The sequence below is a fragment of the Enterococcus sp. C57 genome, from assembly GCF_040887305.1.
GTDB lineage: Bacteria > Bacillota > Bacilli > Lactobacillales > Enterococcaceae > Enterococcus_B > Enterococcus_B hirae.
In genome coordinates, this window is the sequence record NZ_JBFOFP010000004.1 from 116782 (window position 1) to 135646 (window position 18865).

Below are 18865 nucleotides of genomic sequence, written 5' to 3' on the forward strand. Positions count from 1 at the left end.
CAGGATGTATCATTTGTGTTATTTTATTTTTGGAGTTCCTAATTGGAAGACTCAGGTAAGCTCGCGTACTACGGGTAAATTCTAAAATAGATCAATCAGTTTACTGAATCCTCTGTTACTATACAGAACTTAAATTTTAAAAATAAAGAAAAAAATGGACTAGGAACCACTTGTTTTGAGTATATAATGTGAAGGACTTAGTAAGTTTATTAACGAAAGGAGAGTTATTTTATGGGAACTGAAGAAGATAAATATCTAGGAACATCAAGCTTTAACCGTATTACTTACCATCAAAGTTTTGACGATAGTTCGGATTCTGAGGATGAGTTTGAACAAGCTGCAGACCCAAGGGAGAATGCTGGGGCTAACGAAAACCAAGCTATGATCGTTGACTATAGTAAGCTAACAATGAAAGAGTTGAAACACGAGAAAGAAGATTTGTACAAAGAAATCATCCCAGCTTATGAAGAAGGGGATTTGGATACCAGTCAATCGAAAGAAAAATTACGTAACTTGTTAAACATACGATACCAAATTCTTGCTAGAAATCAGCTTAAAAAACAATTCGGTATTGATGTTCACGCTTTGTATCATAAAGATCATTTGTTTGATGATCGAAGCGTAGAAGGGCAACCATTGAATCAAACATACAAAAAAAAAATAGTTGCTCTTTCTAATGGAATCTCAGATCCTCCAGAACAATCAGTAGATTATTTAGATAAACCATCAAAAAAAGATCTAAAAGAAATTGGTGAGCTCTATAAGCAAATAAAGAAGTTAAAAACAAAAGATTTAGAAAAAGCAAGGAGTTTAGTTAAGCTTTTGCATAACAAACTTCAACCTGAATTGAATAAAAAATTACAATACCTAAATGATCGACATAGCTATGACTATTACGATCTAAGTCGAAGCAAAACTTTACAAAAAGCAAGGATACACGATATAGATAGTAAAAATATACTTATAACAAATAGCAAAGAACGTTTAACTCATAGAAGCTATAATCATAAAACATTTGACTTTGACATCCATACTAAAAATAAGAAGGAACTAAAGCAACTAGAAGAGAAGTACAATAAATCACTTGCTTCGTTGATTAAAAAATCAAGAAAGCAAGAAGTCCCTGGTTTGAATGAGCGTATTAAATGGACTATAGGACAACTACGTGATGTCCGTCTTCATCTTTATGTCGTAAGAAACGTGGATCGTGTTTCTAGTATTGACCTGCGCGAGTTTTGTGAAAAATATGCTCCAAGAATAGGGGAAAATCCGCAACGACTCTATCGGTCGTTTCAATTGACACTGGCAGATCATTTAAAAACGTCGGGGTCTAGCTTAAGTGAAAGGCAATCTATTGATAAAAAATATCAAGAATTAAAAAAAGAGGATAGTGAAATAAACTGGAATGAATCGAAGAAGAAGATAAACGAACTCTGTTCCCAAATATTCCGGGTACTTAAACATAATGGCTTGATAGAAGCTAACGCCTATAAGTACAAAAATGACTTAGAAAATAATAGTCCTATCTATAAGCTATTTGAAAAAGAGATTGAAGAGATCAAAAAGACTACATTAGAAAATGCTGTTCCTGAAATTTCAAAAGAACGAAGTGAGTATGTAGAATTAGGAATAAAAGATTTGAGGAAAACAAAAAAGAAATTATATGATGAGATTATTACGGCGTATCGAAACGGGTATGGAGACACTCCAAGCTTTAAAGAAAATTTACGAGATTTACTAGAAGTTCGTTACCAAATTGCAATGAAAAAAGGGGTGAAACGAAATGTTTTTAGCCTAATGACAAAAGCGGAAAATTCAGTCGCAACAAAAAGCTATAATTATTACGATCTCAGCACAAGCAATACGTTAAAAAAAGCAGGTATACATAACATAGATAGTAAGATGATTCTCAGTAAGGAAAATGAATACACATTAAATGAACAAGATCAAGAATATCTTACAAAAAATGAGCAAGAATTGGAACAAGAATTAGCTGATTTGAAAAATCTGAAGAATACACTTGATAAACAATCAAGTGAACAAACAGATCCTCGGCTGAAAAAGCAAATGGAAGTGGGATTAGCTGAATTAACAGCTCAAATAGAGGACACTTCTCTTCATCATCGTGTATTGCGAGATATAAACGAATTTGTTGGTATTGACCTCCAAGAGTTTTGTGAAAAATATGCTCGAAGAGTAGGGGAAGATCCACAAAAATTACATTATATGTTTCAAAAAAAAGCAGTAGAAAAATTAAAAACGTATAATGGAAATGTTGAAGAAACAAAGTCAGAATTAAAATTTGTTGCTGAGAGCTACGAGAGCATAAAACAGGATGATAAAAAAAAATACTGGAAGAAAGCGAATAGGGAGATAAACACCCTTATTTCAAAAATAAACAATGTATTTGAAACGGATGAGTTAACCGAAAATCAACACTTACAGGAACCACGATTATCTGTGGAAGAAGGACAATCAAGTAGAAGTAGTTTTGATCAATCCGCTCGTAGCTCTCAAGCCGGCTCCGAATTTTCAATTAGTAGTAGTTTATTGGATAAAGCAAATCCAGAAGAAACAAATTTATATCTAGAAGCGAGAAATACTACATTAGCTAGTGAGATAAAAGGAGCAACAGACGGTTTAGGCAAACCCGCTTGTAACTTTAAAACTGGCTCCAATACTTCAAACCAGAGTAGTTTAACAGATAAAGAGATTAATCCAAATCCAGAAGTAACACAGCTTAGTGGAAACAGCAAGGAAGAAGGAAAAACAGGCAGTTTAGATCAACATACCTCTCAAACCAAAAAAACAGGTGGCATGCCTTTGTTTAGACCTACATATTTGAATAATATCGGTGACTTGCAAAACAACCCAATATATCAAAGAATCGCTAGACAATTAAGTAATGAAGTGGGGAATAATGGCAAGTTTAATAACGGAGAAGTGTATAACAGAAAGGTAGATAACGGTAGATTGAGTAATGGTCAGCAAAAAGAACTTAGAGTAATTTTAGGAAACTATGGCACACAGGAGGTCAAAATAGATTCGCAGTCTGAAAGACCTACAGCATCTCGAAATCTTGTAAGCCGGCTAAATAATCCTAAGGACGCCGTTGGGTACGACAGATAAGTAATCAATAAATCTGAACATTTAACTTTTTAACTCCGTTAAGAAATGATCGGAAATTGATGTTGGTTATGAGAGATAGAATAATTGGGACAGAAAGAAGAAAAGTTTCTTTCTGTCTTTTTTATTTGGTAGGTTTTGCCATAACGGAACATGTTTTGTAGGTTGAAATAATAAAAATAAGCGATTGGATCCTTGACAATTCATCCTCTCTTTCCGGAGGTGCGAATTTAAATAAGGGCAGTTCATCTAATCAACAGGGTGATGTTCAACGCTTAGGAGAGCTTTTGGAGAACATGAATCAAGTTCGAGTCTGCAATCAACATCAAGGATTGCAGGCTCCACAAGTCCTGTAAGGAAGATAACAGAACATAATGAAATTACTGAATACGGTAGTAGATAAGTAATCAGAACTATAAGAGTCATCAACGTAAAAATCAGCGCCATCATTTCAATTTTAGAAATGATGGCGCTGATTGGATCATTAACTATGTTTATATCGCTTATTTACTTTGGGCTCTTTCTTTTGATACCACACATATAGGATAAAAAGTCCGATACAAAGAACGAACAAAATCGTTCCGATGATAAAACCTTGAGGTAAGTAACTAAAAGTGACGGTATGTTTGCCTGCAGGTAGTTTGATCATTACAAAGGCATCTTTGAAGTTTTCGACTTTGACTGCCTTTCCATCGATTTTTGCGGACCAACCAGCATCATAAGGGATCGTTGTGACTAGCATTCTTTCTTCGGATGTGTTGACAGTACCAGTGGCTGTTCGGCCGGTCGTTTTCATAGCAACACCATTTTCTTTGATTTGGTTCATTGCTGCTTGATAAGCAACAACATCAAGTCCAAGAACTTTAGGTTCCATAAAGCTAACCTCTTTTGTGCCATAAAAACTAGCGGAGAAAGTAACTGTTGTGTCTTGAGGATAATATCCTAGATCATAATATTGTCCAGAAATACTGATCTGAGTCTTTCGTGACACACCGTTGACAGTAATCGTGGCGGTAGAGCTTTCTAATTGGGCATAGTTAGTAGGGAACAAACTGAGATAAGCTTGTGTGTTTGCTGGTACACGCACTTCCCAAGTAAGCGTTTTGGGCTGGTTATTCGTGGTTTCAGAATAAGTCACCCCGGTAGACGTCTTGTTTACTGTGACGTTTTGTTGGCTTTTCAAAGTTGGTGTGTAGAAAGTAAAATACCGCTCATTTAAATCAGCCAGCCGATTGATCAAATTGGTTTGACTCGTGAGATTGTCAGTTAATGGTTGTTCCACGTGATTAATATCTAATGGTGCTGTAAAAGCTAGCGGTAAAGCATTTAGATTTTTATAGAGTGTATAGTCACCGCTCTGACTTTCTTTCACAAAGCCATATTTGCTAAAGCTGCTGTCGTTTTTAGCAATATTATATTTTATTCCTGTAAACCCATCCATCAATAACGTATTGTTTGCGTAGCGGATATTAAGATTTGTTCCTCTTGAACGAAAGCCTAACGAATCTAGATAAGCAGAAGAGTTCCTGTTTCTAATAGAAGAAAACAAACTGATACCACTATAGCCATAGTTAATGGAATCATTAGGAGAAATCGGATCAAGATTTTCTAATCGATAAAAAGTATCCGATTCTTTTTTTGTCTGATCAACAAGTGACTTGATGCTAGGAGCAGGATCAGTATATAAGCTTCGTGAAGCATAATTCCAATCGTCTAATATCCCATGAATCATACTATTCGTATTGACACTTGCTTCTCCTGTCATCAGTAACAGTAACAATAAGCTAAGGTATTTAACGGGCTGTTTTGGTTGCTGGAAAAAGCCAATTGTTAATGCATAAAGACTCAAGAAAACAATCGTTAAGACAAACGATGTCGTTGTAATATAAGAGTAACTATTATTAGGCTTAAGGCCCCATGCGATAGCAAAAACTGCTGCTAAAATGATGATGATACTTAGGAGTAAGCCTTGATCCTCTTTAGTTATTCGTTCCCATCCTTCGGCCGCTAACAAAAGGACGAGAAAAGAAAATAAATAGGAATAGCGGAACAAAAACATATTTGGCGCATGCATACCATGCCAAAAGAGGTTGAGTGGTACAAGATAGAAACTAGCAATCAATAAAGCAAATAAACTACCATACAATAGTTTGTTCTTTAAGTTGATTTTTCGACTAGCAAAATAAAATAGACATAAAACTAATGGAAACAAACCAGCATAAATAAAAGGAATGGAGCCATATTTGGTTGTGTCATAGACACCGATCATGTTTTTCATGATGATATCCAAATATGAGGTAGCTTCGGTTTTTAGTGTAGTGATTTGTGTTAATGTTTCGCCATTTGATCGGAGATCCAAGACTGCTGGAAGAATAATGATCATTGATGCTCCACCAGCTAATAAGGAAGTAATCCCATAAGGTACAATCGATTTTTTGTAGAGTGACCATTTTGTAAACAGCCTTGCCATAAAATAAAGAAAAGAAAAAATACCGATCATAAAGCCCATATAAAAACTGGATAAAAAGAGCAATAAGTAACTAACAAATAATAATGTTGGTCGTTTATAATCCATGACCCGATGGATACCCAAAATAATAAGTGGAAGATAAATAAACGCATCCAACCACATAATGATCTCAGAATGAGCGGTAATGAAAGAGATCGAAGCATAGCTAACACTTAAAGCCACTTGTCCCCAACGTGGAATTTTATACGTCCGCGCAAGGAACCAAAAAGATAATCCAGCAAACCCAACTTTAAGCAGAGTTAGAAAATATAAAGCATCAGGCATCATATTATTAGGAAACAAAAGAACAAGCGGAGTAAATAATCCGCCTAAGTAATATGAAATTAAAGATAAATAATTCAGACCTAATGAGGCGTTCCAAGTATAAAAAATACTTTGCTTTCCTAATAACATGTTCCGAAAGCTTGCATGGAAATTTGAAAATTGAGAAAATGCATCACTTGCAAGAATGCTTCGGCTACTTCCTGGATAAATTCCGATACTTAAGTAAACTAACGCAAGTATCAAAAAAGGGATCAGAAAACTAGCAAAAGCATAACGACCATTTTCTTTAAAAAAAAGTTTGATTTTTGTTTTCATTGATTCATTCACCAAATTTCTATGAAATATGAAGTTATCTCTAGTTTATCATATTCATATTTTTAACTACATGAAAAGACTTGGCATTTCCAAAAAAATAAAAAAACAATAATAAATAACATTCATATTGGGAGTGGAAGGCAAAAAAACTTATATAAACTGATTTTATAAATGATAAAATACCAGTTTTTAAAAGAATACATGTTTAATATTAAGGACTTGGCAAAACCTAAAAAGCCTACAAATGATCGTTCATCCAGATCATTTGTAGGCTTTTCAACTAACTTCTTTTATGAAAAGTAAGGCATTATAATAAAAATAAAAACCGTTCACGCACCGAACGGTTCAAACTTCATTCAATTAAACGCGTGCAACTTTTCCTGACTTCAAAGCACGAGTTGACACCCAAACTTTTTTAGGTTTTCCGTCGATCATAACGCGAACTTTTTGTAAGTTAGGTTTAACAGTACGTTTTGTTGAGTTCATCGCATGAGAACGATTGTTTCCACTTTTTGTCTTGCGACCAGTAAAGTAACAAACTTTTGCCATGTAATTTTCCCCCTTTACCTCGATTTGGAGCGATAGAATAATTCAGCTCATACCAGAATAACATATCATATGAAGGGGTAATATGCAAGTGTCTTTTCATAGCAAGAATTGACAATCCATGGGAATAATTGTAAATTATACAGGACTAATTTTAAAATTTTCAGCGGTTTTTGAGTACTTTAGGGTAACTGCCTTTTATTTCGGGTGACGCTATGATAAAATATGATAGAAGAAAAATGGGAGTATTTTGCCCGTTAAGGAGGCTCATTCATGGCTGTAAAAATTCAAACGTCAGCTGGAACCATTGAAATTACCAATGATGTGATTGCAACAGTTGTTGGTGGCGCCGCAACAGATGTGTTCGGTGTTGTAGGAATGGCCAGCAAGAACCAAATAAAAGATAATATTACTGAAATTCTACGAAAAGAAAATTATTCTCGAGGAGTAGTTGTTCGCCAAGAAGCTAATGGCATCGCAGTAGATGTTTATACGATCATTAGTTATGGTACAAAAATTTCAGAAGTTTCTCGCAATGTCCAAGAAAAAGTAAAATACAACTTGGAGACATTACTAGGTGTAACAGCCAATTCTGTTAATGTTTTCGTCCAAGGTGTTCGTGTACTGCCAGACTAGGCAGAAGGCTTGCTGAATGATTCAGCAGTCGATCTGAAGGAGGATTATCTAGGTGAGTGTAACAGAAATCAGTGCAAGCCAATTCCAGGAAATGGTTCAGGCGGGCGCGAATCGTCTGCAAGTAAATGCAGAATATGTCAATTCGTTAAATGTATTCCCAGTTCCTGATGGAGATACAGGTACCAATATGAATTTATCTATGACAAGTGGAGCTAAAGCAGTTGCTGATTCTACTTCTGAAAAAGTAGGCGAGTTAGCAGCAATGTTATCAAAAGGCCTACTAATGGGAGCCAGAGGAAATTCAGGAGTTATTTTGTCTCAATTATTCCGAGGCTTTTCAAAGCAAATACCTGACGTGACAGTGTTAAACGCTGCAGATTTAGCTGCGGCTTTTACGCATGGCGTTGAGACAGCTTATAAAGCAGTCATGAAGCCTGTTGAAGGAACCATTTTGACAGTAGCCCGTGAAGCTGCAAAAGCTGGAGAAAAGAAAGCTAAAACAAGTGACGACGTTGTTGAAGTGATGACGGCTGTGGTAAAAGGTGGGAAACGTGCCTTAGCGAAAACACCTGATTTGTTACCAGTGTTAAAAGAAGTCGGTGTCGTCGATAGTGGCGGTCAAGGTTTGCTATTTGTATATGAAGGCTTCTTAAGTGCCTTGAATGGTGAGTTCAAAATGACAGAAGTCTATGAACCATCACCAGCTGAAATGGATGAAATGGTCAATGCTGAGCATCATCGCAGTGTCCAAGGTCAATTAGCAACAGAAGATATCCATTATGGTTACTGTACAGAAATCATGGTAAAAATCGGTGAAGGGCCAACCGTCGATAGCCAATTTGACTATGAAGAATTTCGTAATTACTTAGATGGAATCGGTGATTCATTATTGGTTGTTAATGATGATGAGATCATTAAGGTCCACGTGCATACCGAAAATCCAGGTGAAGTATTAAATTATGGACAAAAATTTGGTTCATTAGTAAAAATCAAAGTCGACAACATGCGTTTACAGCATGAAACGATTTTAGAACACGATGAGCAAGCGAAGCCACAAAAAGCAGCTCGTACACCTTATGGGATCGTAGCGATTGCAGCCGGTAAAGGAGTGCAAGAGTTATTTGAAAGTTTAGGAGCAAACTACGTCATTAGTGGTGGACAAACGATGAACCCAAGTACGGAAGATATCGTTAAAGCGATCAAGGAAGTCAATGCGGATAAAGTCATCGTATTACCAAACAATAAAAATATCTTTATGGCTGCGGATCAAGCGGCTGAAGTAGCAGATATCCCAGTAGCGGTCGTACCATCAAAAACGATCTCTCAAGGACTAACTGCGATGCTTTCATTTAATGATCAAGTATCGTTGGAAGAAAACAAAGCGACTATGACAGAAATGCTTGCAAGTGTCGTTAGTGGGCAAATTACTCATGCGATTCGTGACACAACCATTGATGGTGTGAAAATTACTGAGGGCGATTTCTTAGGGATGATTGATGGAAAAATCGTTATCTCAGATTCTGACATGATGGCAACTTCATTCGCTACCTTAGAAAAAATGATCACTGAAGAAACAGAAATTGTGACGATTTTAGCAGGTGAAGGTGGTTCGGTTCATCAAGCAGAAGAATTATCAGCTAAATTAGTTGAACAACATCCAGATTTAGAAATTGAAATTCATCAAGGCGATCAACCGGTTTATCCGTATTTATTCTCTGCAGAATAGAAAAGGACAATCCTTTTCGCCTGAACGAACGGTAAAAGAACGGGGGCTGTACCAGGTTGTTGGTGCAGCCCTATTTCTAAGGAATGGATTGATAGTGAAACATACGGTAAAGGAGGGTGAAATATGAGGTCTTTAAATGATCCAGTGACGATGTTAGCCGGTGTGGGAGCAAAAAGGGCGGATAGTCTTGCTAGTCTGGGAATCCAAACCATCGAAGACCTATTGACCTATTATCCTTTTCGCTATGAAGACATTCAAGAAAGAAATTTAAATGAAATACTTGATCAAGAAAAAGTGACTTTAAAAGGCCTGGTTGTTTCACCACCAGTAATGAGTCGCTTTGGATACAAAAAGAATCGACTCCAATTTCGTATGATGCAGGATCATGCTGTTTTCAATGTTTCTTTTTTCAATCAACCATATTTGAAAGATAAAGTGATCTTATCCGAAGAAATTGCTGTCTATGGAAAATGGGATGCGAAACGGAAGTCATTAAATGGTATGAAAATTTTGGGTTCTCAAGCGGTGGATGATTTTTCTCCAATCTATCATGTCAATAAATCAATCCGTCAAACAACTTTAGTCGATTTGATTCGAAGAGGGTTCGAAGAGTATGGTGATTTGATCGAAGAGAATCTTCCCAATGGATTAGTTGAGAAATATCGACTGTTGGATCGGCCAACAGCTGTTAAAAGCATGCATTTTCCGAAAAATCATGAAGAAAACCATCAAGCAAAACGAAGAACTGTCTTTGAAGAATTCTTTTTATTTCAAATGCGACTTCAAGGGCTTAAAAAATCGGAAAAAGCAGAAACAAATGGCATTGAAATTTTATATGACATCCAGCGCTTGAAACAATTTATTCAAAAACTACCTTTTGAATTGACGGATGCCCAAAAAAGAGTCACGAATGAAATTTGTCGTGACTTAAGAAGTCCGCAACATATGCAACGCCTATTGCAAGGTGATGTAGGTAGCGGAAAGACGATTGTTGCAGCAATTGCCTTATATGCGGCGGTCACTGCAGGGTTTCAAGGCGCATTGATGGTACCAACTGAAATTTTGGCACAACAACACATGGAAAGCCTTCTTCAATTATTTGATGCGCAAGAAGTTAAACTTGCTCTGTTAACGGGTTCGACGAAAGCCAAAGAACGAAGAGAACTACTCGAATTGCTGGAACAGGGAGAAATCGATATCGTTGTCGGTACCCATGCGTTGATTCAAGAAGGAGTCGAATTTCAACACTTAGGTTTAGTTATTACGGATGAACAACATCGTTTTGGTGTGAATCAGCGAAAAGTACTCCGTGAAAAAGGCTGGCGTCCAGATGTTTTATTTATGACAGCCACACCAATTCCTCGGACTTTAGCGATTACTGCATACGGAGAAATGGATGTTTCGGTAATTGACGAACTTCCAGCTGGCCGGATTCCAATAGAGACGAGATGGGTTCGTACGCCACAATTAAATAGTGTGTTAGATTGGACATGGAAGGAACTGGCGAAAGGACATCAAATGTATGTCATTTGCCCGTTGATTGAAGAGTCAGAAGCATTAGACGTTAAAAACGCTGTTGAAATTTATGAAAAATTAAGTGCGCTTTTTGCGCCTCAGTATGAAGTCGGATTGTTACATGGTAAAATGAAGAACCAGGAAAAAGAAGCAATTATGGAAACATTTAAAGAAAACAAGATGCAAATCTTGGTTTCAACGACGGTCATCGAAGTGGGTGTAAATGTTCCGAATGCTACAGTCATGTTGATCATGGATGCTGATCGTTTTGGATTAGCACAGTTACATCAATTACGTGGACGTGTTGGACGTGGTAGTGATGCTTCTTATTGTGTATTGGTAGCTAATCCTAAAAATGAATTAGGGATTGAGCGAATGAAAATAATGACAGAAACGAACAATGGCTTTATTCTAAGTGAAAAAGATTTAGAGTTGCGTGGACCAGGAGAAGTATTTGGTTTTCGCCAATCAGGCTTACCGCAATTTGCAATTGCTGATCTTGTAACAGATAGTAATATATTAGAGGTAGCTCGTGATGAGGCACAAAAGCTATGGCAGTTAAAGGATTGGCAACTATTGCCAGAATACCAACATTTGGTCCGCAGTTTAGACTTGGAAAATCAAGATAATCGTTATTTTGATTAATAGACTGTGCTATACTTTATAGTGATGATAAAAAAGGAGTGGAAATAATGAAAATTGCCGTAGATGCAATGGGTGGAGATCACGCACCACAAGCCATTGTGGAAGGTGTGGCTTTAGCTCAAAAAGATTTCCCAGATGTGGAATTTATCCTTTATGGTAAGGAAAATGAAATAAGAAAATATCTAACAACAGAACACAATGTGACGATCATTCATACAGATGAAAAAATCGATAGTGATGATGAACCAGTTAAAGCCATTCGCCGTAAGAAGAATGCTTCGATGGTTTTGGCAGCACAAGCTGTCAAAAATGGTGAAGCAGACGCGATTTTTTCAGCGGGGAACACTGGCGCATTATTAGCAGCTGGACTCTTTATTGTTGGTCGTATCAAAAACATCGAACGCCCTGGTCTGATGTCTACTTTACCGGTAGTCGGTCAACCCAATGCAGGGTTTGATATGCTTGATCTAGGTGCAAATGCTGAAAACAAACCGGAACATTTATTACAATATGGAATCTTAGGCTCATTTTATGCAAGAAAAGTCCGAGGAATCGGTAGACCTCGAGTTGCTTTATTGAATAATGGGACGGAAGCAACAAAAGGAAGCGAATTAACTAAAAAAGCTTTCGAATTACTTCAAAATGAAACCAGTTTGAATTTTATTGGAAACGTTGAAGCGAGGGAACTATTGAACGGGGTAGCAGATGTTGTTGTAACCGATGGATTTACAGGCAATGCAGTATTGAAATCCATTGAGGGGACAGCAATGAATCTGATGGACCTTCTGAAAGCTGCCATTTTAAATGAAGGATTTAAAGGAAAAATGGGCGCACTATTGTTGAAAGATGGGTTACGTTCATTAAAATCAGAAATGGATTATTCAAAACATGGCGGAGCAGTTCTTTTTGGATTAAAGGCACCAGTCATCAAAACTCACGGTGCGACTGGACCAGATGCAGTGAGACATACCATCAGACAAATCCACACTATGTTGGAAACCAATGTGGTAGGGCAGTTAGTTGAACAATTCGAAAAACCTGCAGAATAATGTTTCTGGTTGCTCGTCGACGACCCTATAGAAAAAAAGGTGGACAATCTTAGAAAATGTCAGTAAAATTAGCCTTGGTGAAGGAAATCGGCAATTTTGATAATTGTTGGAGGTGAAAACATTGTCACGTGAAGAAGTATTTAATAAAGTAGCGAAAATTATTTCAAATCATTTTGAAATTGATACAGATAAAGTAACTGATGAATTAAATATCAAAGATGACCTAAAAGCTGACTCAATCAGCATCATGGAATTTGTTTTGGAACTTGAAGATGAGTTTGGAACAGAAATTTCTGACGAAGATGCAGAACAAATTGAAACAGTTGGTGGGGCAGTTGACTACATCAGCAATCATCTTAACTAATCATCAGCATGAAAGTGAGTAAAGATCAATCGGATCTTTACTCACTTTTTTTTAATTTTTCAAGTGATTTATCTTTATTTTAAATAGATTTTTCTGACAATTCTGGCAACTGACTGAAATTTTCTTGCATTGTAGAGGGGTTTTATATATAATTATTAATAATATATTGCACTATCCTTAGAATAACGCTTATTATAAAACGTTTTATTCTGTGGGATATCATTTTTTATTAAGAAAACTTCCAACCAGGGAGCAGAGAGGGGTATTCGATTGTCAGATAATCAACTATTAGATGTTCAGAACCTACATACAGGCTTCCGTCTTAAAGATGAGTATTACGATGCAGTAGATGACGTTTCTTTTACATTAGATAAAAACGAGATCTTAGCAATCGTTGGAGAATCTGGTTGCGGGAAAAGTACATTAGCGACTACTATTATGGGGTTACTTGATCCAAACAACACAAAGATCACAGGCGAAATTTTATATAATGATTTAAACTTGATTGAATTGAATGAAACTTTGTATAACAAAATCCGCGGGAATGATATTGGGATGATTTTCCAAGATCCGTTATCTGCGTTAAACCCTTTGATGCGTATTGAAGATCAAATTAAGGAAGGGTTATCTTATCATACCAAAATGAACGCTGAACAACGGCAAGCACGTGCCTTGGAATTGCTGGAGCAAGTTGGGATTCCTAATCCTGCAAGAGTCGGACGACAATATCCCCATGAATTATCTGGGGGGATGAGACAGCGGGTAATCATCGCCATTGCGATTGCGTGTAAGCCACCGATTGTTATTGCAGATGAGCCAACGACAGCGCTAGATGTAACGATTCAAGCGCAAATCCTTGATTTATTAAAAGACTTACAAGAAGAAACCAAAACAGGAATCATTCTGATCACGCATGACTTAGGTGTTGTGGCAGAAATGGCTGATCGGGTAGCGGTAATGTATGGCGGTCAATTTGTTGAAGTAGCTGGGGTCAAAGAACTGTTTGAAAATCCTAAACACCCTTATACCCGTTCATTGTTGAACTCTATTCCTCAAGAGGGGAACCATGAAGCTGAGCTCCATGTGATTGAAGGCGTTGTTCCTTCTTTGAAAAACATGCCACGAACTGGTTGTCGCTTTGCTCCTCGGATTCCTTGGATCCCAGCCAGTGATCACGAAGAAAACCCTGTCCTTCATGAAATTGCTCCGAATCATTTGGTTCGTTGCTCTTGCTACAAACATTTCCACTTTAGAGACGAAAAAGGAGAGGTGTAGATGACAGAATTAATTACAATCAGCGATTTGAAAGTACACTATCCTATTCGTAGTGGATTCTTTAATCGAGTAACGGATCATGTATATGCAGTAGATGGTGTCGACTTCATTATTGAAAAAGGAAAAACGTATGGTTTAGTAGGAGAATCTGGTTCTGGTAAATCAACGACAGGGAAAGCAGTCGTTGGATTAGAAAAAGTGACTTCAGGACAAATCATTTATGAAGGTAAAGATGTCACTAAAAAAAGTAACCGACAAAAAATCGGCTATAACAAAGATGTTCAAATGATCTTCCAAGACTCAATGTCCAGCTTGAATCCTAAAAAGCGAGTATTGGATATTATTGCAGAACCGATCCGTAACTTTGAACGTTTGAGTGATCAAGAGGAAAAGAAAAAAGTGAAAAATCTACTGGATATCGTAGGGATGCCGGAAGATGCGCTGTATAAATATCCACATGAGTTTTCAGGTGGACAGCGTCAACGTTTAGGGGTTGCACGTGCAGTTGCGACAAACCCAAAACTCATCGTAGCAGATGAACCAGTTTCTGCATTGGATTTATCCGTTCAGGCGCAAGTATTAAATTTCATGAAACGAATCCAACAAGAATTTGGTTTAAGTTATTTATTTATTTCTCATGACTTGGGAGTCGTGAAACATATGTGTGATAATATCGCAATTATGTATAAAGGTCGATTCGTTGAAATTGGTACACGAGAAGATATTTATAATGATCCACGTCATATCTATACGAAACGTTTACTGTCTGCTATCCCTCGGATTGATGTCGAAAATCGGGAGTTACACAAAGAGAATCGACGAAGAGTGGAACGTGAGTACATCCAAAATCAAAAGGAGTACTACGATGCAACTGGTCGAGTGTACGATCTCCGTACGATCACACCGACGCATAAAGTAGCGTTGAAAGATGGAGGTGCCAGCTAATGTGGAAAACGATATTACGACGTGTATTATTAATGATCCCACAAGTTATTATTCTTAGTATTTTGATCTTTATGTTGGCAAAAGCGATGCCTGGAGATCCTTTTACCGGGTTGATCAACCCCAACCAAGATCCAGCAGTCATCGAGCAAATGAGACAGGCAGCTGGTTTGAATGATCCTTGGTATGTCCAGTATTTCCGATGGATCGGGAATGCGTTACAAGGAGACTTCGGTCAAAGTTTCTTATACAAACGTTCAGTTTCTGATTTGATTGGTGAGCGTATCGTCAATACTCTTTACTTGTCGATCTTAACAGTTATCATTACTTATTTGATTGCTGTACCACTAGGTATGTTGGCGGGCAGATACCAAAACTCATTTTTGGATAAAGCTGTTGTAATCTACAATTTCTTTAGTTTTGCTGTTCCGTTATTTATCTTTGGATTGATTATGTTATTTGTATTTGGTTATCGTCTAGGTTGGTTCCCAACCAGCGGCTCCCAGACGTTAGGAATCCAAGGGGGCTTTTTCACCCAGTTGATTGATCGCATGAAATACATCATTTTACCATCGATCACTCAAGCCTTTTTAGCTACAGCTGTAACGATCCAGTATTTACGTAGCGAAGTCATTGATTCAAAATCTTTAGACTTTGTGCGAACTGCCCGTTCAAAAGGGGTACCAACCAATAAAGTATTTAGTCGTCATATTTTCCGAAACGCGGCATTGCCGATGGCTTCACAAATGGGTTATGAAATTACTTCCTTGATTGCTGGTTCAGTAGTTATTGAAAAGATTTTTGGCTACCCAGGAGTCGGTAAATTGTTTATTGATTCGATCGGACAACGTGACTATACAGTTATTACCTCCTTAGTATTGATTTTAGGAATTGCGACGTTGATCGGAACCTTGCTTTCAGATATCATCATGAGCATTGTTGATCCACGTATCCGTATCCAATAAAATTCAATCAGAAAGGAGAAAAGACAAATGAGTGATAAAAAGAAAGACGTTGTGCAAGAAAGTATCCCGCCAATGGGGTTACGAATGATTGCCCGTGAATTTAAAAAAGATAAAATCGCTATTTTTTCATTAGGCTTACTCGTTATTTTATTGTTAGTTATCTTTATCGGTGCGTTATTTACAGACCAAGATAAAGTAATGTATGTCAGCATCTTTGATAAATATGCAGCTCCAGGTGCTATCTCTACCGAGGGGACAAAATTTATTTTAGGAGCAGATGAAGGTGGTCGGGATGTTTTAGGACAACTGATTATCGGTGCAAGAAACTCCGTCACCATTGGTTTTGCAATCACAGTCATCACTTCGATTATCGGGGTTGGACTAGGGATCATTTCTGGGTTTTATGGGGGGATCATCGATAATATTTTGATGCGTATCGTTGACTTCATTATGATTTTACCGATTATGTTGATTATTATCGTATTTGTATCGATTATCTCTAGATATAATGTTTGGTCGTTCATCTTCATTATGAGTGCATTTTATTGGGTTGCTAAAGCTCGATTATTCAGAAGTAAAACTTTATCAGAAGCAAGGCGTGATTATGTGAGTGCTTCAAAAACAATGGGAACAAGTGATTTTAAAATCATGTTCCGTGAAATCATGCCTAACTTAAGTTCATTGATCATTACCAACTTAACGATGAACTTTGCAGCAAATATTGGGATCGAGACCACTTTGACTTTCTTAGGGTTTGGCTTACCAGCAAATGTTCCTAGTTTAGGAACACTAATCGGTTATGCCAGCAACGGTGAGGTTTTAGTGAATCGACAATGGATCTGGTTACCTGCGTCAATTCTAATTTTAGTATTGATGTTGAGTATAAACTATGTTGGACAAGCGTTTAAGCGTTCTGCCGATGCACGCCAACGATTAGGATAAAGAAGAAAGCAAAGGGGGAAATAAGGAATGAAGAAATCAATTTTAGGCGTTGTTACACTTTTTTCAGTAATGGCATTAGCTGCTTGTGGAAGCGGCGGAGGTTCTAACTCTTCTGGGAGTTCAGCAAATAACGGTGAGAAGAAGGAATTAACATTTCCAATCTCAACGAAAAATGATAAAGATGCAATAAAAGATGGCGAATTGGAGGCTGCAGTAGCAACCGATAGTCAATTCAAAGGATTGTTCCAATGGGAATTTTATCAAGATTCTTACGATGCAGCATTTATGGCACCTTCTCATGAAGCACTATTTACAAATGATGCGGACTTCAAGATCACAAATGATGGTGCAGCGAGTTTAGATTTAGACCAAGAGACGAAAAAAGCAACGATCAAAGTAAAAGACAATGTAAAATGGTCAGATGGTAAAGATGTAACCGCTGATGACGTGATTTTCCCTTATGAAATTATCGGTAACAAGGATTATACAGGTATCCGTTATGATGATAACTTCCGAAACATCGTTGGGATGGAAGAATACCATAGCGGTAGCGCTCCGACAATCTCAGGTATCAAAAAAGTGGACAATAAGACAGTTGAAATCGAATATAAAAAAGTGGAACCAAGTATGCTTCAATCAGGTGGTGGGATTTGGGCATATGCAGCTCCAAAACACACACTTGAAGGTGTAGCAATCAAAGACATGGAATCAAGTGATCAAGTACGTAAAAATCCAGTGACTTTTGGTCCATATTACATGAGTAATATCGTTGCAGGAGAATCAGTAGAGTATCTACCAAATGAATATTACTGGAATGGCAAACCACAATTGAAAAAAATCACGATGAAATCATTGCCGATTGCTAGTGCAACAGAAGCTTTGAACTCAAAACTTTATGACATGATTTTCCAAATGCCTACAGATACGTATGACACATATAAAGATGTCTCAGGTTACACAAACTTAGGACGTGAACAAACATCATACACTTACTTAGGCTTCAAATTAGGTAAATGGAATGCTGAAAAGAGCAGTGTTGAATACGATCCAAATTCTAAAATGGCAGATAAATCATTGCGACAAGCAATGGGTTATGCATTAGATAACGATGCAGTAGGGGAACGTTTCTATGCAGGGTTAAGAAGCAATGCTACTTCATTGATTCCTCCTGTATTTGAATCATTCCACGATGACGATCTAAAAGGATTTACGCAAGATATCGATAAAGCAAACAAATTATTAGATGATGCTGGCTATAAAGATGTAGATGGTGATGGGTTACGTGAAGATAAAGACGGAAATAAATTAACGATCAACTTTGCTTCAATGTCAGGTGGCGAAACAGCGCAACCATTATCTGATTACTATGTGCAACAATGGAAAAAAATCGGCTTAGATGTGAAATACACGACTGGACGTTTAATCGAATTTAACTCATTCTACGATAAATTAGAAAATGACGATCCTGAAATTGATGTATATCAAGCAGCTTGGAGTACAGGAACTGATCCAAATCCAAACGGACTATGGGGACCAAATGCAGCATTCAACTACACTCGTTTTGAATCAGAAGAAAATACGAAATTGATCAATGATATCAATTCAAGTGAAGCATTTGATGCAGATTACCAAAAAGAAGCATATAAAAAATGGCAAGCATATGCATTTGAAGAAGCTTTCGCAATTCCAACATTGTTCCGTAATGAAGTACTACCAGTGAGCGATCGTACTAAAGATTGGGATTGGTCATATGATGCACCAAATCCATGGGCGAAAGTAACGGTAACAGCAGAATCACGTTCTTAAAATAAGGACATACATGCCGTTTAGCGAAAGTAATGAATGAATCTGGCAATGAGAAAGACCTCCCAAACACGGAAACGGTTTGGGAGGTCTTTTCGTATAGCTGACAACTTTTGAATACTATTTATCAAATCAATCAAATGATCAGCTAATAAATTCTTTAATCGAAAAAATCATTGGATCCTTGAGGTTTATTAAACCTTTACTTACCTTTTGTCGGAA

General features: G+C 37.2%; 13 protein-coding genes. 11 read left to right on the forward strand and 2 right to left on the reverse strand.

Features of this window, described 5'->3' with window-relative positions; genetic code table 11:
- Positions 1 to 231 precede the first annotated feature (231 nt).
- A complete protein-coding gene (locus tag AB5M32_RS06205) occupies positions 232 to 3129 on the forward strand; it encodes a hypothetical protein (protein WP_256736245.1) in 2898 nt (965 codons plus the stop codon).
- A gap of 481 nt (positions 3130 to 3610) precedes the next feature.
- On the opposite strand, the gene AB5M32_RS06210 is transcribed toward AB5M32_RS06205, so the two are convergent.
- Both AB5M32_RS06210 and rpmB read right to left on the reverse strand, forming a co-directional pair.
- Positions 3611 to 6235 carry a YfhO family protein gene (locus AB5M32_RS06210; protein WP_178286979.1) on the reverse strand — a complete coding sequence of 875 codons (2625 nt, stop codon included), beginning with the start codon at positions 6233 to 6235 and terminating at the stop codon, positions 3611 to 3613.
- Between the two features lie 360 nt (positions 6236 to 6595).
- On the reverse strand, positions 6596 to 6784 hold the full coding sequence (rpmB, locus tag AB5M32_RS06215; RefSeq protein WP_010720425.1) for a 50S ribosomal protein L28: 189 nt from the start codon (positions 6782 to 6784) through the stop codon (positions 6596 to 6598).
- A gap of 270 nt (positions 6785 to 7054) precedes the next feature.
- Here rpmB and AB5M32_RS06220 point away from each other — a divergent pair, with 270 nt between their 5' ends.
- From AB5M32_RS06220 to AB5M32_RS06265, 10 genes are all read left to right on the forward strand, one after another.
- Positions 7055 to 7417, forward strand: coding sequence for an Asp23/Gls24 family envelope stress response protein (locus AB5M32_RS06220; RefSeq protein ID WP_010720424.1), 363 nt, complete (start codon positions 7055 to 7057; stop codon positions 7415 to 7417).
- 52 nt (positions 7418 to 7469) lie between these two features.
- Entirely contained in the window at positions 7470 to 9143 is a 1674-nt protein-coding gene (locus tag AB5M32_RS06225; protein WP_010720423.1) for a DAK2 domain-containing protein, read from the forward strand.
- 123 nt (positions 9144 to 9266) lie between these two features.
- Positions 9267 to 11303: an ATP-dependent DNA helicase RecG gene (gene recG / locus AB5M32_RS06230; protein WP_178286977.1), complete on the forward strand. Its 2037-nt coding sequence runs from the start codon at positions 9267 to 9269 to the stop codon at positions 11301 to 11303.
- A gap of 47 nt (positions 11304 to 11350) precedes the next feature.
- A complete protein-coding gene (gene plsX / locus AB5M32_RS06235; protein WP_010720421.1) occupies positions 11351 to 12352 on the forward strand; it encodes a phosphate acyltransferase PlsX in 1002 nt (333 codons plus the stop codon).
- Positions 12353 to 12473: 121 nt separating this feature from the next.
- On the forward strand, positions 12474 to 12716 hold the full coding sequence (gene acpP / locus AB5M32_RS06240) for an acyl carrier protein (protein ID WP_010720420.1): 243 nt from the start codon (positions 12474 to 12476) through the stop codon (positions 12714 to 12716).
- A 270-nt stretch (positions 12717 to 12986) separates the two neighbouring features.
- Entirely contained in the window at positions 12987 to 13991 is a 1005-nt protein-coding gene (locus AB5M32_RS06245; RefSeq protein WP_010736807.1) for an ABC transporter ATP-binding protein, read from the forward strand.
- The gene (locus AB5M32_RS06250; protein ID WP_010720418.1) at positions 13992 to 14936 is read left to right on the forward strand and encodes an ABC transporter ATP-binding protein; all 945 of its coding nucleotides are present in this window, start codon (positions 13992 to 13994) and stop codon (positions 14934 to 14936) included.
- The gene (opp4B, locus tag AB5M32_RS06255; protein ID WP_010720417.1) at positions 14936 to 15898 is read left to right on the forward strand and encodes an oligopeptide ABC transporter permease; all 963 of its coding nucleotides are present in this window, start codon (positions 14936 to 14938) and stop codon (positions 15896 to 15898) included. Before AB5M32_RS06250 ends, opp4B begins: the two co-directional genes overlap by 1 nt.
- 27 nt (positions 15899 to 15925) lie before the next feature.
- On the forward strand, positions 15926 to 16840 hold the full coding sequence (locus AB5M32_RS06260) for an ABC transporter permease (RefSeq protein ID WP_010720416.1): 915 nt from the start codon (positions 15926 to 15928) through the stop codon (positions 16838 to 16840).
- A 27-nt stretch (positions 16841 to 16867) separates the two neighbouring features.
- A complete protein-coding gene (locus AB5M32_RS06265; RefSeq protein ID WP_010720415.1) occupies positions 16868 to 18646 on the forward strand; it encodes an oligopeptide ABC transporter substrate-binding protein in 1779 nt (592 codons plus the stop codon).
- Positions 18647 to 18865 lie beyond the last annotated feature (219 nt).

What these genes read in the sequence shown, in the direction of transcription:
- AB5M32_RS06205 (WP_256736245.1), top strand. Translation starts at nt 232, where the DNA reads ATGGGAACTGAAGAAGATAAATATCTAGGAACATCAAGCTTTAACCGT.
- AB5M32_RS06210 (WP_178286979.1), bottom strand. Translation starts at nt 6,235, where the DNA reads ATGAAAACAAAAATCAAACTTTTTTTTAAAGAAAATGGTCGTTATGCT.
- rpmB (WP_010720425.1), bottom strand. Translation starts at nt 6,784, where the DNA reads ATGGCAAAAGTTTGTTACTTTACTGGTCGCAAGACAAAAAGTGGAAAC.
- AB5M32_RS06220 (WP_010720424.1), top strand. Translation starts at nt 7,055, where the DNA reads ATGGCTGTAAAAATTCAAACGTCAGCTGGAACCATTGAAATTACCAAT.
- recG (WP_178286977.1), top strand. Translation starts at nt 9,267, where the DNA reads ATGAGGTCTTTAAATGATCCAGTGACGATGTTAGCCGGTGTGGGAGCA.
- plsX (WP_010720421.1), top strand. Translation starts at nt 11,351, where the DNA reads ATGAAAATTGCCGTAGATGCAATGGGTGGAGATCACGCACCACAAGCC.
- AB5M32_RS06250 (WP_010720418.1), top strand. Translation starts at nt 13,992, where the DNA reads ATGACAGAATTAATTACAATCAGCGATTTGAAAGTACACTATCCTATT.
- opp4B (WP_010720417.1), top strand. Translation starts at nt 14,936, where the DNA reads ATGTGGAAAACGATATTACGACGTGTATTATTAATGATCCCACAAGTT.
- AB5M32_RS06260 (WP_010720416.1), top strand. Translation starts at nt 15,926, where the DNA reads ATGAGTGATAAAAAGAAAGACGTTGTGCAAGAAAGTATCCCGCCAATG.
- AB5M32_RS06265 (WP_010720415.1), top strand. Translation starts at nt 16,868, where the DNA reads ATGAAGAAATCAATTTTAGGCGTTGTTACACTTTTTTCAGTAATGGCA.